Annotated in this window: 12 protein-coding genes and 2 tRNA genes; 6 read left to right on the plus strand and 8 right to left on the minus strand. The window is 52.4% G+C overall.

Annotated elements, in window-relative coordinates; all coding sequences use genetic code 11:
• The first annotated feature begins 56 nt into the window (after positions 1-56).
• On the plus strand, positions 57-929 hold the full coding sequence (locus tag ACNQ6O_RS06010) for an NAD(P)-dependent oxidoreductase (RefSeq protein WP_418052348.1): 873 nt from the start codon (positions 57-59) through the stop codon (positions 927-929).
• 91 nt (positions 930-1,020) lie between these two features.
• On the opposite strand, the gene topA is transcribed toward ACNQ6O_RS06010, so the two are convergent.
• The 3 genes from topA to fadB form a co-directional block, all read right to left on the minus strand.
• Entirely contained in the window at positions 1,021-3,660 is a 2,640-nt protein-coding gene (topA, locus tag ACNQ6O_RS06015; protein WP_418052349.1) for a type I DNA topoisomerase, read from the minus strand.
• A 266-nt stretch (positions 3,661-3,926) separates the two neighbouring features.
• Positions 3,927-5,102, minus strand: coding sequence for an acetyl-CoA C-acyltransferase FadA (gene fadA, locus ACNQ6O_RS06020; protein WP_114335569.1), 1,176 nt, complete (start codon positions 5,100-5,102; stop codon positions 3,927-3,929).
• Positions 5,103-5,135: 33 nt separating this feature from the next.
• Positions 5,136-7,283, minus strand: a complete 2,148-nt coding sequence (gene fadB / locus ACNQ6O_RS06025) for a fatty acid oxidation complex subunit alpha FadB (RefSeq protein ID WP_418052350.1) — start codon at positions 7,281-7,283, stop codon at positions 5,136-5,138.
• 341 nt (positions 7,284-7,624) lie between these two features.
• Between fadB and ACNQ6O_RS06030 the strand changes: the two genes are divergently transcribed.
• Positions 7,625-8,443 (plus strand): hypothetical protein, encoded by an 819-nt coding sequence (locus ACNQ6O_RS06030; RefSeq protein ID WP_418052351.1) that lies wholly within the window; start codon positions 7,625-7,627, stop codon positions 8,441-8,443.
• 107 nt (positions 8,444-8,550) lie between these two features.
• Complete coding sequence (locus ACNQ6O_RS06035; protein WP_418052352.1) at positions 8,551-8,982, plus strand: universal stress protein; 432 nt, start codon at positions 8,551-8,553, stop codon at positions 8,980-8,982.
• Between the two features lie 35 nt (positions 8,983-9,017).
• Here ACNQ6O_RS06035 and ACNQ6O_RS06040 read toward each other — a convergent pair whose 3' ends face one another.
• The 4 genes from ACNQ6O_RS06040 to ACNQ6O_RS06055 form a co-directional block, all read right to left on the minus strand.
• Positions 9,018-10,955, minus strand: coding sequence for an ATP-binding cassette domain-containing protein (locus ACNQ6O_RS06040; RefSeq protein ID WP_418052353.1), 1,938 nt, complete (start codon positions 10,953-10,955; stop codon positions 9,018-9,020).
• A 5-nt stretch (positions 10,956-10,960) separates the two neighbouring features.
• On the minus strand, positions 10,961-11,758 hold the full coding sequence (locus ACNQ6O_RS06045; RefSeq protein ID WP_418052354.1) for an MOSC domain-containing protein: 798 nt from the start codon (positions 11,756-11,758) through the stop codon (positions 10,961-10,963).
• 138 nt (positions 11,759-11,896) lie between these two features.
• Positions 11,897-11,972, minus strand: a tRNA-Gly gene (locus ACNQ6O_RS06050).
• A 115-nt stretch (positions 11,973-12,087) separates the two neighbouring features.
• Positions 12,088-12,690: a DUF924 family protein gene (locus ACNQ6O_RS06055; protein WP_418052355.1), complete on the minus strand. Its 603-nt coding sequence runs from the start codon at positions 12,688-12,690 to the stop codon at positions 12,088-12,090.
• A gap of 54 nt (positions 12,691-12,744) precedes the next feature.
• Here ACNQ6O_RS06055 and ACNQ6O_RS06060 point away from each other — a divergent pair, with 54 nt between their 5' ends.
• The 3 genes from ACNQ6O_RS06060 to ACNQ6O_RS06070 all read left to right on the plus strand — a co-directional run bounded on the left by ACNQ6O_RS06060 (position 12,745) and on the right by ACNQ6O_RS06070 (position 14,226).
• Complete coding sequence (locus tag ACNQ6O_RS06060; protein WP_418052356.1) at positions 12,745-13,122, plus strand: sirohydrochlorin chelatase; 378 nt, start codon at positions 12,745-12,747, stop codon at positions 13,120-13,122.
• Between the two features lie 36 nt (positions 13,123-13,158).
• Positions 13,159-14,064: a TIGR01777 family oxidoreductase gene (locus ACNQ6O_RS06065; protein WP_418052357.1), complete on the plus strand. Its 906-nt coding sequence runs from the start codon at positions 13,159-13,161 to the stop codon at positions 14,062-14,064.
• Between the two features lie 86 nt (positions 14,065-14,150).
• A tRNA-Glu gene (locus ACNQ6O_RS06070) sits at positions 14,151-14,226 on the plus strand.
• A gap of 11 nt (positions 14,227-14,237) precedes the next feature.
• Here the strand turns inward: ACNQ6O_RS06070 and ccoM are convergent.
• Positions 14,238-14,393 carry a cytochrome c oxidase subunit CcoM gene (gene ccoM / locus ACNQ6O_RS06075; RefSeq protein ID WP_418052358.1) on the minus strand — a complete coding sequence of 52 codons (156 nt, stop codon included), beginning with the start codon at positions 14,391-14,393 and terminating at the stop codon, positions 14,238-14,240.
• Positions 14,394-14,647: the final 254 nt, after the last annotated feature.

Consider the following 14,647-nt stretch of genomic DNA (forward strand, 5'->3'; position numbering starts at 1 on the left):
CAAAGGCCGCTGATTTCAGCGGCCTTTGTGTTTATAAGGAAAAAAGGAGTTCAACAATGACAACAACAGCCGCTTTTATTGGTTTAGGCGTTATGGGTTACCCCATGGCCGGACATTTGGCCAAATCAGGCATCTCGGTTCAAGTCTGGAATCGTTCCGGCGACAAAGCCGAGAAATGGGCCTCCGAATTCCCCGGAAAATCCTGCCAGACGATCTCGGAAGCCGTCCAGAATGCCGACTTCGTGATGACTTGCGTGGGCGCCGATAAAGACCTACTGGCCGTTTATGAAGGCCCGGGCGGCATTATTGAAAACGCCCCCGCAGGTGCAATCCTTATTGATCACACAACCGCCTCTGCTGGAATCGCCGAACACCTCTCGGCGGCCGCTTCCAAGGCCAGCCAAGGCTTTATCGATGCACCGGTCTCCGGCGGCCAACAAGGCGCTGAAAACGGACAGCTAACTATCATGTGTGGCGGCAACCAAGAAGCCTATGACAAAGCCGTAGCGGTCATGGAACACTATGCTCGCGCACTGAACCTGATGGGCCCCGCTGGAAGCGGCCAGAAAACGAAGATGGTGAACCAGATCGCCATTGCCGGCCTGATTCAAGGGCTTTCAGAGGCGCTGCATTTCGCAGAACAGGCGGATTTGGACATCAAAAAGGTAGTGGATGTCATCTCCAAAGGCGCTGCTCAGTCGTGGCAGATGGAAAACCGCTCAGCCACCATGGCGGATGGGAAGTTCGATTATGGCTTCGCTGTGGACTGGATGCGGAAAGACTTGGGAATTTGCCTGCAGGAGGCGAATCGTAACGGCGCAACCTTGCCGGTTACTGCTCTGGTGGATCAGTTCTACGGAGATGTACAAAAGATGGGCGGGAGCCGCTGGGATACATCTTCGTTGATTCAGCGGCTTCGCAAGAAGTAAGCGGAACCGTGATAGCCCGCGAATAAGGTCAATCAACCCTACGGGATGCGCCCTTCTATCAGGCACTTCCCGTAGGGTTAGATACCAAGAATTACTTTTTCTTGTCTCTCGGAACCCAACGCCCGTTCTCGTACCAAGCAGACCAACCCGTCGCTTTGCCGTCTTTCTCCGACATCACGTACTGTTCTTTGGTTTTTCGGCTGTAACGAATCACGGTTGGGTTGCCCTCGGGGTCCTTCTCCGGAGCATCCATCAAGTAATCATGCTTCGGATCAATTTCCTTACGGTGCGGTTTGATCTCCATCACCAAAGGCGGCCTGGTTTCCCGGTTCTTCGGAAACTTACTCGCGGCCAGGAACAACCCAGAGGCACCATCACGCAGAACATAGGTGTCATCAACCTTCTGACACTGCAGCTCAGGCATGGGCACCGGATCCATCTTGGGTGGCGCAGGCTCCCCACTCTTTAGCAACTTACGCGTATTTTTACAGTCGTCACTCGTGCAACCAAAGTACTTGCCAAAACGGCCGGTTTTGAGCTGCATCTCAGAGCCACACTTATCACATTCAAGCGTGGGACCATCGTAGCCCTTAATCCGGAATGTGCCCTGCTCCACTTCATAGCCCGAGCAATCAGGATTGTTACCGCACACATGCAACTTACGGGTTTCATCAACCAAATAGCTGTCCATGGCGGTACCGCACTGGCCGCAGCGGCGCTTCATTCGTAGAAGACGCGTTTCACCTTCACCTTCCACGTCTTCATCAGCACTGACGACTTCATCACCCGACACCAGGTTAATCGTCGTTTTGCAGCGTTCCTTAGGCGGCAAGGAATACCCTGAGCAACCCAGGAACACGCCCGTACTGGCCACGCGAATCTGCATGTTACGGCCACAACTTGGGCAAGGTATGTCCGTTTCGGTTGGCGTATTGGCGCGCATGCCGCCTTCCGTCTGACTCGCACTGTCGAGCTGTTTACGGAACTTAGCGTAGAAATCGTTAAGGACCTTCTTCCACTTCACTTCGCCGCCAGCAATGTGGTCCAGCTCATCTTCCAAGCGCGCAGTAAAGTCATAGTCCATCAAATTCGGGAACGACTCGGCCAAACGCTCAGTGACAATCTCGCCCATTTTCTCGGCGTAAAAGCGGCGATTCTGCAAGCGGACATAGCCGCGATCCTGAATGGTCGAAATGATCGACGCATAAGTGGAGGGCCGGCCAATCCCCTGCTTCTCCAACTCTTTAACCAGGCTCGCTTCTGTATATCGTGGCGATGGCTTGGTGAAGTGCTGGGTGGGATCCAGCTTGCTTAGATCGAGCACTTCATCAACCTTGATATCAGGCAACGCCACATCTTCATCTTTCTTGGACGATTGCGGCGCCGCCTTCAGGAAACCTTCAAACTTAACGATGCGCCCACGGGTGCGCAGCTCGTAGTCACCATTGGCAACCACAATGGATGTACTCAGGAATTCCGCATCGGCCATTTGGCAAGCAATGAACTGACGCCAGATCAAGTCGTACAGCTTCTCAGCGTCTTTCTCAAGACCGGAAATATCAGACGGCCTGCGAGTCACATCCGATGGACGGATAGCCTCGTGAGCCTCCTGAGCGCCTTCTTTGCTGCCATACAAGCGCGGAGCGTCCGGCAGATAACGGTCACCAAACTGCTTTTGGACAAACTCGCGACAGCCTTCAACCGCATCTTTGCTGAGGTTGGTCGAGTCCGTACGCATGTAGGTGATGTAACCTGCCTCGTACAGACGCTGAGCCAGCATCATAGTTTTCTTAACGCTGAAGCCCATGCGATTACTGGCAGCTTGTTGCAGCGTCGATGTGATGAAGGGTGCGGACGGTTTTGAACGCGTCGGCTTGTCCTCACGCTTAGCAACTTTGAAGCCACCCTCTTTGAGGCGAGCCACATGCTCGTTGCTCTGAGCTTCATTGACAGGGCGATAAGGCTTACCGGCGTGTCGAGTGACCTCAAAGCGTACCGGTTGTTTTGCTTCGTTCGGGCTCAAGTCAGCGTGCAACTGCCAAAACTCTTCCGGTATAAACTTGCGGATTTCTCGTTCGCGCTCAACGATCAGGCGGACAGCAACCGACTGAACGCGCCCTGCAGACAAACCACGTGCAATTTTGCTCCAGAGCAGAGGCGAAACCATATAGCCCACAACCCGGTCCAGAAAGCGACGCGCCTGCTGAGCGTTTACGCGATCAGTATCGAGATTGCCCGGATCTTCAAACGCTTCCTGTATTGCACGCTTGGTGATTTCGTTAAACACAACTCGCCGATATTTTTCAGGCTCACCACCGATGGTTTCCTGGAGGTGCCATGCAATAGCCTCCCCCTCTCTATCCAAATCCGTTGCGAGATAGATGTGGTCTGCATTCTTAGCCAAACGCTTCAGCTCACTCACCACTTTCTCTTTGCCCGGCAGGACTTCGTAACGCGCACTCCAGTCGCGGTCCGGATCGACACCCATGCGTGCGACCAACTGTTCCCTGGCTTTACGCTTCTTGTGTTCGACCTTTTCCTCGGGACTCAACTTACGTGTAGCAGCCGCCTGCTTAGCCCGCTCTTTCGGGTCAGACTGACTACCACTGCCACTGACTGGCAGGTCACGAATGTGGCCGACGCTCGACTTAACAATGAAGTCAGAGCCCAGATACTTGTTGATGGTCTTCGCTTTCGCTGGAGACTCGACAATAACGAGACTTTTACCCATATCGGAGATCTATATCCTTGGCGGCGAATCGGTTAATAACTGAACAAACCGCAAACTCGCATAAAAATCAGGCAACTGGAAACGTAAGGGTTGCCATTGTGTATAGGCTCACTGTTTTACAGGGTCAAGAATGGCAAGACAACCCATTCTTTAACTTGAAACGGTCTTTTTCTGATTTTTTGGCACCAAAACGGAGCGCCAGAAACAGGAAGGCCCGGCATAAGCCGGGCCTTCCTGAGTAAGCGTTACTGATCTAAATTACTCGATCAGAGACGCTCCCAGACCGTCGCGATGCCCTGGCCCAAACCGATACACATGGTGGATACACCAAGCTTACCGCCTTTGGCCTGCATGACGTTCAGCAGGGTGGTAGAGATACGGGCACCAGAGCAGCCCAGCGGATGCCCAAGAGCAATCGCGCCACCGTTCAGGTTAACCTTCTCTTCCATTACACCCAGAAGCTTAAGGTCTTTCAGTACTGGCAGAGACTGACCAGCAAACGCTTCGTTCAGTTCCCAGAAGTCGATATCTTCAACTTTCAGGCCTGCACGCTTCAGCGCTTTCTTGGTAGCCGGAACCGGGCCGTAACCCATGATCGCGGGATCACAGCCAGCTACAGCCATGCTGCGGATCTTAGCGATTGGCTTCAATCCAAGCGCTTCAGCGCGCTCTGCAGACATCAGTACCATAGCAGCGGCACCGTCAGTCAACTGTGAAGAAGTACCAGCAGTCACGGTACCGTTCTTCGGATCAAAAGCCGGCTTCAGCTGGCCCAAGGATTCCGCAGTGGTTTCCGGACGAATGGTCTCGTCTTCTTCGATCAGCTTCACAAAGCCATTTTCGTCGTGACCTTGAACAGGAACGATTTCGTTCTTGAAGCGACCCTCAAGCGTGGCTTCGTGAGCCAAGCGGTGAGAACGCGCACCGAATTCGTCCTGCTGCTCACGGGTGATACCGTGCATTTTAGCCAGCATTTCTGCAGTCAGGCCCATCATGTTGGACGCTTTAGCAGAGTACTTAGATGCAGCCGGGTTGTGGTCGAAGCCAGCAGTCATAGGTACGTGACCCATGTGCTCAACACCACCAACCATGAATACATCACCGTTACCGGTCATGATGGCCTGGGCCGCAGTGTGGATGGCGCTCATAGCGGAGCCACACAGACGGTTTACGGTTTGTGCTGCAGACTCGTGCGGGATACGGGTCAGCAGAGAAATCTGCCGAGCCACGTTAAAGCCCTGCTCTTTAGTCTGGTTTACACAACCCCAGATTACATCTTCAACTTCTTTTGGATCGAGCTTCGGGTTGCGCTCGAACAGTGCGTCGATCAGCGTAGCCGACAGGGTTTCCGCACGTACGTTACGGAAGCAACCGTTTTTGGCACGACCCATCGGAGTCCGTACGCAATCGACGACGACAACGTCTCTCGGATTAAGGCTCATTGATCTTTCTCCGTTCGGAAATCTCTTTCAGGGTTAGCCAAAGAATTTTTCGCCAGTCTTGGCCATTTCACGCAGCTTCTCGGTCGGGTGATACAAAGGACCCAGATCTGCAAACTTGTCTGCCAGTTCAACGAACTTATCTACACCCATATCATCGATGTAGCGCAGTGCACCACCACGGAACGGCGGGAAGCCGATGCCGAAGATGAGACCCATATCTGCGTCGGCCGGATCTTCAACGATGCCGTCTTCCAGGCAGCGAACAGTTTCCAGACACAGAGGGATCATCATACGAGCGATGATGTCTTCGTCGCTGAAGTCGTTCTTGGCTTTTACTACTGGCTCAAGCAGCTTGTAGGTTTCTTCGTCTACAACTTTCTTCTGCTTGCCCTTGCGGTCCAGCTCATACTTGTAGAAACCAACATCGTTCTTCTGACCGTAACGGTTGTTTTCAAACATTACGTCAATAGCTGTGGTTTCAGCATGCTTCATGCGATCCGGGAAGCCTTCAGCCATGACTTCACCAGCGTGCTTGCCAGTGTCCATGCCTACAACGTCCAGCAGATACGCAGGACCCATCGGCCAGCCAAACTTTTCCATAACCTTGTCGACTTTCTGGAAGTCGGCGCCGTCACGGACCAGACCTACAAAGCCACCAAAGTATGGGAACAGTACACGGTTAACCAGGAAGCCCGGGCAATCGTTTACAACGATCGGAGTCTTACCCATGGCCTTGGCGTACGCAACAGTCGTCGCGATAGCGCGATCACTGGTCTTCTCGCCACGGATAACCTCAACCAACGGCATCATGTGTACCGGGTTGAAGAAGTGCATGCCACAGAAATTTTCCGGACGCTTCAGGTTTTTAGCCAGAAGGTTGATGGAAATTGTGGAGGTGTTAGAAGTCAGGATAGCGTCTTCGCGAACCGCATCTTCGGTTTCACGCAGTACCGCATCTTTAACCTTCGGGTTCTCAACAACAGCTTCAACAACCAAGTCTACGTTCTTGAAATCACCGTAGTTTAGGGTCGGAGTGATGCTGTTCAGAACGTCGGCCATCTTGCCAGCGTCCATACGGCCTTTATCAACACGCTTGGACAGAAGCTTCTTGGCTTCTTTCAGGCCCAGCGCGATGCCGTCCTGGTTGATGTCCTTCATGATGATCGGCGTGCCTTTCAGTGCAGACTGGTAAGCAACACCACCACCCATGATGCCGGCGCCCAATACCGCGGCCAGTTTCACATCAGAGGCTTCTTTTTCCCAAGCGCTGGCTTTCTTCTTCAGCGCCTGGTCGTTCAGGAACAGACCTACCAAGCAAGCGGCAACGTTGGTCTTAGCCATCTTAGCGAAGCCTTTGGCTTCTACTTCAAGGGCCTTGTCGCGAGTCATGCCAGCATGCTTCTGCATGGTCTTGATCGCTTCAACTGGAGCTGGGTAGTTCTTACCTGCTTTACCAGCAACAAAGGCTTTAGAGATCTCGAACGCCATCATGCTTTCCATAGCGTTCAGCTTAATCTTGCCCTTCTTCTCTTCGCGGCGCGCCTGGTTGTCCAGTTTGCCTTCGTTGCACTGGTTGATAATGGCAACAGCAGCGGCAACCAACTGGTCAGGAGCGACAACAGCGTCAACAGCGCCAACTTTCAGAGCGGCATCAGCACGATTCTCAGTACCACCGGCAATCCACTCAACTGCGTTGTCTACACCTACAAGACGAGACAGACGAACGGTGCCACCAAAGCCTGGGAAGATACCCAGCTTGGTTTCCGGCAGCCCTACCTTGGCTTTAGGGGCCATTACACGGTAGTCGGTAGCCAGACACATTTCGAAACCACCGCCCAGAGCGATACCGTTGATAGCGGTAACCGTCGGGAACGGCAGGTCTTCAACTGCGTTGAATACTTCGTTTGCCTTCAAGTTGTTGGCAACAAGCTCTTCCTCAGAACCCGCGAACAGCTCGGTAAACTCGGTGATGTCTGCACCAACGATGAAGCTGTCTTTAGAGCTGGTTACTACCAGACCCTTCAGGTTCTTCTGGGATTTGAGTGCTTCAGCTGCGGCGCCTAGCTCTTCGATGGTGAGACGGTTGAACTTATTGACTGACTCGCCTTGCAAGTCAAAGTCCAACTGAGCGATCCCACCGTCGATCTCTTTAACCGTGATGGCTTTACCTTCGTAAATCATCAACTGATCTCCAGTCTGTGTTTGGAACTGCTGACAGCCAGCCAACGCATAGCGTTAAACCGGCTGTTTGTGCAGCGAGATTTCGGTCACTGCCCGATCTTTCCGATCCAAAATTCATACAGTTGTTTGAATCGTGAGGGCACACGATGAAAAAAAATGGAGCGTTTGTCAATTTGTTTCTTTCGGAAGCCCAGAGAAACTTCTCAAGGAACTCGAGCGGAACTGGCTCACGGAACACTCCGCAACCGCCGGAAACTACTTGATAAGCCGACTGAGTTACTTTAACTTCGCTGAACAATAATAGTCCACAATAATAAAACCGCATTACGGAGACTCTTCCGATGACCGGCAGTCGCACGCGTTTCACCTCAATCATTACGGCAATCTTATTTTTCTCGCTGGTAGCCTTTGGCGCCCGGGCTCAGGAGACGGGCGGTGAATTTCTGGCTGACCTTCACGACTTTCGAATCAACAACTACCTCGCCGTGGATGCTTTCTACAATTTCAGCGCATCGGGCGACACGGATACCCTGAACCGCATCGTGGTCGCCATCAACAAAGCAAACGACGCCATGAATTCGGTCATTTCGAGCACCAGCGGCGTACTTTCCAGTGATCAAATTGAGGGCCTGAACCAGTCCTTCGACAAGTTCAAAAATCTTATGCGAAGCAACATCAATGAAGTTCGCGACCGAGGCTACCCCGATCTTCGCTTGATGGCAGACATGGCCGACCAAGCTCTGACAATGAACATGACCGCCGCAGAGCTATACGGAGTCGCGCAGGAAAACAGTGGCGCGAAAGCCGACAACCGGATTGAGTCTGCCAGATCTGCATCGGTTCTAATGGCACAGATGATGGCGCGTTACGCAGCTCGCACCCATTCGTCTGTATCGCAAACGTTTCAAGGCGCGACCACCGAAATCCCGCTGGATGAACAGGCCGAAGCCTTCGATAACCACCTGAAAAACGTGAACTCTGGCTCGCCCACAGGCGACCTTAAGGCAACCCTAAGTGACGTTTCTTCGAAGTGGCAGTTTATTAGAAGCTCTTACGTCAACTACAACGACAACAACGTATCCTTCATCATCGACCGTTACTCGAAAGGCATCATTGATGGCCTGGCTTCCGCCATCGAACTGATGAGCAGCAACAGGTAAGGCTATTTCCGCTGGGGCAGCTCTCACTGCCCCTCCCCCCCCTTTCATCAATTACCTAACGGTACTATGCTTGGTTCATGCCTTATAAATCACAAAGGAGTGAAACCATGCCGACGTACAAACGAATGCTGGTGGCGATTGATTTAACGGAAGAGGCCCCGCAAGTTTTGGACAAAGCAAAAGCGATCTGTGAAGCCCACGGCGCCAAGCTCATTCTTGCGCACGTGGTTGAGCCGGTCGGCTATGCGTATGGCGGTGACATCCCCATGGACCTCTCGGAACTGCAGGACCAATTGGATAAAGCTGCGAAAGAACAGCTAAGCAAGTACGGCGAGCAATACGGCATCAACAAAGAAGATCAAATCGTGACCGTAGGCCGTCCCGAGTCTGAGATACACCGTCTCGTGTCCGAACACCAAATCGACCTGACGATTGTTGGCAGTCATGGCCGAAAAGGCTTCCAGTTACTGCTAGGCTCCACAGCCAACGGGGTATTGCACGGAACCGAGTGCGACGTCATGGCGATCAGAATTCACTGATTCCGAAAAGTGGGGGCAATCTTTCGCCCCCGACTTCATTCGCCGGCCTGCTCTTCCAGCTCCATCCAGCGCTCGATCACAACCTCCAGTTGCGCCTCAGCTTCACTTAACGCCTCCAGAATGGAAGCCACTTCATCGGGCGCCTTAGAATAAAAGTCTGACGCAGAGATCTCTTCCTGTAACGCTGCTACGCGAGTTTCAAGCTGTTCGATTTTGCCCGGCAATTGTTCAAGCTCAAGCTTGAGCTTGTAGCTGAGTTTGACCGGCTTCGGCTTTGAAGGCGGCTCAACACCAGCCGTACCGGACTTAGCACTGACAGCTCCAACCCCTCCCTTACCGCGCTTATCTTGCTTATCCGGCCGACTCCCCGAGGCTTCCGAGGGAAAAGTGCCGCCTTGGCGACGCCAATCACTGTAACCGCCAACATACTCCCGCGCCGCGCCTGTGCCATCCAGGAAAATAACATCAGTCACTACGTTATCGAGAAATTCACGGTCGTGACTGATAACGAGCACCGTACCCTTGAACTCGGACACCTGCTCTTCAAGCAATTCCAGAGTCTCTACATCCAGGTCGTTGGTCGGCTCATCCAACACAAGAATATTGGCAGGCTTACTAAACAACTTCGCCAGCAGCAATCTCGCTCGCTCTCCCCCTGAAAACACACTGACCGGAGAGCGTGCCCGCTCTGGTGTAAACAGGAACTCTTGCAAGTAGCCCAGTACGTGTTTGCTCTGGCCGTTGATCTCTATGAATTCACGCCCTTCAGAGAGGTTATCAAGAGCATTCTTTTCCAGATCCAGCTCACCACGAAGCTGATCAAAATACGCAACTTTCAGATTCGTACCCAGCCTTATGCTGCCTGAACTGGGCTCCAGCTCTCCCAAAAGCAACCGAACCAACGTCGTTTTGCCCGTACCGTTTTCACCCACCAAACCGATTTTGTCGCCGCGCAGAACCGTTAGCTCCAGATCGCGAATGATCGGAGACTGCCCCGGATAAGCGAAATCAGCGTGACTGGCTTCAGCGACCAACTTGCCGGAACGCGCCGCCTCTTCGACAGCGAAGCTGGCAGTTCCTCCACGAACACGTCTTTGGCGGTGCTCCTCGCGCATCGCCTTCAAATGACGCACACGACCCATGTTCCGGGTTCTCCGAGCTTTGATACCCTGACGGATCCATGCTTCTTCCTGCTTTAAGCGCTTATCGAACAGTGCATTTTGCCGCTCTTCTTCTTCCAGCGCCTTTTCTTTGAGCTCAAGGTATTTATCGTAAGTCGCGGAAAAGCTAACGAGCTGCCCCCGGTCCAACTCAACGACTCGAGTCGCCATCCGGCGGATAAACGCCCTATCGTGACTCACAAACAGCATCGCGCCACGGAACTGGGCCAACGCATCCTCTAGCCACGCAATGGCCGGAACATCCAAATGGTTCGTTGGCTCATCTAACAGCAAAACATCCGGCTCAGCCACCAAAGCTTTGGCGAGCAATACACGCCGCTGCCAGCCGCCAGACAGAGTGTTCAGAGCCCGGTCCGGCTCTACACCATACTGAGCGAGAATGGTGGTTACCTTTTGATCCAGACGCCAGCCGTCCAGCGCTTCGAGCCGCTCCTGAACCACCATCATTTTGTTCAGACTGGCTTCATCAGCTTGCTGAGACAAATGATGAAACTGAGCAAGTAGCTCACCAGTTTCAGGGAAAGCTGATGCCACCACTTCATAGGCTGTTCGTTCATCTCCGGATGGGAGATTCTGGGGAAGTACTGACAATACAGCGCCTTCTTCCAATCGAACCACACCGCTCTCAGGCGTTACTTCACCCTTCACAATTTTGAGCAGTGTCGACTTACCCTCACCGTTTCGACCCAGCAAGCACACCCGCTCGCTCGGTTCGAGAAGCAAAGAAGCACCATCTAATAGCGGGTGCATACCAAACGACAGGGATATTTTATCCAGGGTTAACAAAGGCACTGTATTCAACACTCCTGCTCGAAAATAGAAACGGAATCCCCAACAACAATCCTTCCAGGGCTCTCATGCACGGCGTTTTGACCAAATATCACTCCGCCCTCGGTTTTTCGGTAACCTGACAGAGTCTTAAGAGGCTCAGTATTCGGGTCTTTCTCTCCAGTGTCCGGATCAACGGTTGTCAGCACACACCGAGAACACGGCTTGACCACACTAAAATTCACACTACCAACGGTTAACGCACGCCATTTATCTTCATCCCAAGGTTCTGCGCCGGAGATCAGAATGTTCGGGCGAAACCGCCGTATGTCTACTGCTTGCGCAAGCCGACTATTCAGTTCACCCAGAGATGCTGTATTCGCAATCAGAAAAGGGAAGCCATCCGCAAATCCCACTCGGCGAACATCCACTACCCGTTCCGGATCAACACGACGAAACGTTGAGTCTGGCATATAAACCAGCCGCAACCGCTCACCACAAAAGCGACTCAATGCCTCATTAACAAGGTTCTGCGCGACACCGGCGACAACTTGGTCGCGCCATACCGTTACTCGCTGCTGCTCAGAGGTCGGCTCCAGCATAAATCTACCTTGCCCCGGAATATCAATACCTACCACCCCATCATTAAGCTCGGCTTTAATTAATGCCAAGCGCGGCAATCGCCTCTGGGTGACAAACTTGCCAAGCTCGTCAACGATCATCCACCGGCGATCCCTGGAAGGGCCAAAATCATCCAACTCGAGGTACGGCACCGAGATACCGGCAAGCGATTTAACCGGGTATATATAGAGGGACTGCACGTTCATAGAGAACTCTTTGAGCACGCTGTTAGGAAAATGAGACGACAGAGTATAACCGAGGCAGATGGCTAAAGCAGAAAGGGGGTAAATTACTGAACACCAATAGCAAAAAACCCGACACAAGGGTCGGGTTTTTCTAAATTCTGGAGCGGGAAACGAGATTCGAACTCGCGACCCCAACCTTGGCAAGGTTGTGCTCTACCAACTGAGCTATTCCCGCTTTTCGGCTGTGAGGCATTGCCTCTCAACGGCTGCGTATTCTACTGATCGCGGGCCGGTCGTCAACAGTTTTCTAAAACTTTTTTTGCAAAAAAATAGATCGATCAAATAACAACCTACTGACCATAACGGGAACCACCCCGTAAATAAAATTCCTCCTCTTCTGAAGAAATCCGCCCTAGCGCTCTGTTTCGATGTGGAAACCGCCCATACTGCCGAACAACCTCTCGGTGATCCTCCGCAGACTGCACAAAACTCTCTAGAAACTCGCCGAGCAAGCCGCCCTCTGTTGCTGCCAATTGACGATAACACTGCACCGACAACTCCTGATCTTCCGAACGCTCAGAGTGCTGAAGCGGCATATAAACGAACGCTCGCATAACCGATGGCAAGGCCACATCAAAGCCTCTGCGCATCGCAGCCTTACAACGCTCCCTCGCGAGCCGGTCGTGCTCAAAGGCAAGCGAAGTGCCTCGGTATATGTTCCGGGTAAACTGGTCCAGCAAAATAATCTCAGCCAAGCAACCGCCGGGGTTCGCCCTCCAGCTCTCCAGCCCTTGCTCTGACGCAAACACAACCAGAGACATAAAGCGCCGCCTTATCTCCTGATCAAAAGCGCGGTCAGATCGAAACCAACGGCCTCGATGAAATTTGTCTGGAAGTCCCTGATCATCCAATTCGCCAAACCAGAAATCCAAAAGCTCTTTCCAATCGAACATTCCCCAACTCCCTGATACATTAACCTAACCACTGCAGATCAAACCGGAGACGTTATGACCGACACGCACCATATCATTTTGCTCGCCCATGGCAGCAGCGACAAACGCTGGTGCGAAACGTTCGAGAAGCTCGCAAAGCCCACCCTCAACTCTATAGAGAACTCCACTATCGCATACATGGAGCTAGCTGAACCGTCTATGGATACGATCGTTGCTCAAGCTAAAGCACAAGGAGCCAAGCAATTTACCGTGGTTCCCTTATTTCTTGCGGCCGGTCGACATTTACGAAAAGACGTACCAGCAATGATCAAAACGATCTCAGAGGAACACGAGGTGACCATGAGGTTGGCAGACCCGATTGGCTACAACCCTCAACTCGGCTTGGCAATCAGAGATGTCGTGCAAGAAGAATTGGCAAAAACAGCCATCTAAAGAGATCGGTTAACAACATTAATTGGGGAGACCGGCATGTCGAAGAAAATTCTTGTCACTGGAGGCACAGGCTTCATCGGCCGGGAATTATGCAAACAACTGCTAAAAGACGGGCATTCCCTCACCGTATTAAGCCGCCAGAAACCCGCAACGGTTAAGGCCATCTGCGGCAAAGTTGAGCCGGTAACCGACCTCAACCTGCTAAAAGCTCACCCGGGCTTTGATGCGGTTTTTAACCTTGCAGGCGAAGGCATCGCAGACAAACGCTGGTCCCCAGAAAGAAAAGCAGCCCTATTAGACAGTCGCGTCGCACTGACACTCAGCCTGGTTAAAGTAATCAGAACCTGGAACCAGCTGCCTGAAGCCTTGATCTCAGGATCGGCAGTCGGCTTCTATGGCGATCAACAAGAACACCTCGTTACAGAAGACACAACACCAAACCCGGAGTTTACCCATCAGCTTTGTTCAGAATGGGAAGATGCGGCACTTTCTCTTCAGGCGGACGGAGTTCGGGTTTGCCTTTCTAGGACGGGTCTGGTTGTAGGGAGGAACGGGGGCTTTCTTGCGCGAATGCTACTGCCCTTTAAGCTAGGTCTGGGAGGCAAGCTAGGTTCCGGACAACAATACATGCCGTGGGTGCATAGAGAGGATGTAGTGGCGGGCTTGATTTGGATGTTTGAGAATCGCCTCGCCCAAGGCCCTTACAACATGGTGAGCCCCAACCCCGTTTCTAACGCTGAGTTTACACGCACACTTGCAAGCGTACTGAAGCGACCCGCATTCCTCCCAGCACCAGCATCCGCTCTAAAGTTGGCTCTTGGTGAAATGGCAGGACTACTTCTTACCGGGCAGAAAGCGATACCAGCGCGACTGCAATCGGAGGGTTTCGAGTTCCACTACCCCGATTTACAAGCCGCATTAAGCGAGTGCGTAAAAAAATGAAACTTTTTCAAAATAATCATTGACAGCCCAGCGATCGATACTTAATATACGCGCCATCTCGACGAGGCAAGTCAAGAAAACGTTGCGTCCCCTTCGTCTAGTGGCCTAGGACTCCGCCCTTTCACGGCGGCAACAGGGGTTCGAACCCCCTAGGGGACGCCAATTTTTTCTCTCTAAGACAAGCCAACGTGGCCTCTGTCAGTCTTTCCTTTCACTTTTTCTTCGTGTCGCTCCTGATCTTTTACAACAAAGATCCCAACACCGACGAAAAAGCTGATCATAAGCAACACAGTTGCTATTCCAGCAAACACAACCACATCTATAAACATAAATACCCCCAACACAGCTCTAGCTGGTCTAAATTGACTAAGCTCAGGTTACGCGGTGTGCAGAAACTTAGTATTGACCTGCATCAAGTATGCGCCTTTGTTAGCCCGGCCATCCAAAGCTGAGAAGCACTCCTCCCTTTACTGTTCCCCATACTCAATTCCTAAGCATTTGAAAAAGACTGCTGCTATAGTCAGTTTCTAAATCATTAGTTAACGCGTTCAATTTAGGAATGCCCCGCAAATGGCGGCCCAGC

Source organism: Marinobacter sp. SBS5, assembly GCF_048285575.1.
Lineage (GTDB): Bacteria > Pseudomonadota > Gammaproteobacteria > Pseudomonadales > Oleiphilaceae > Marinobacter.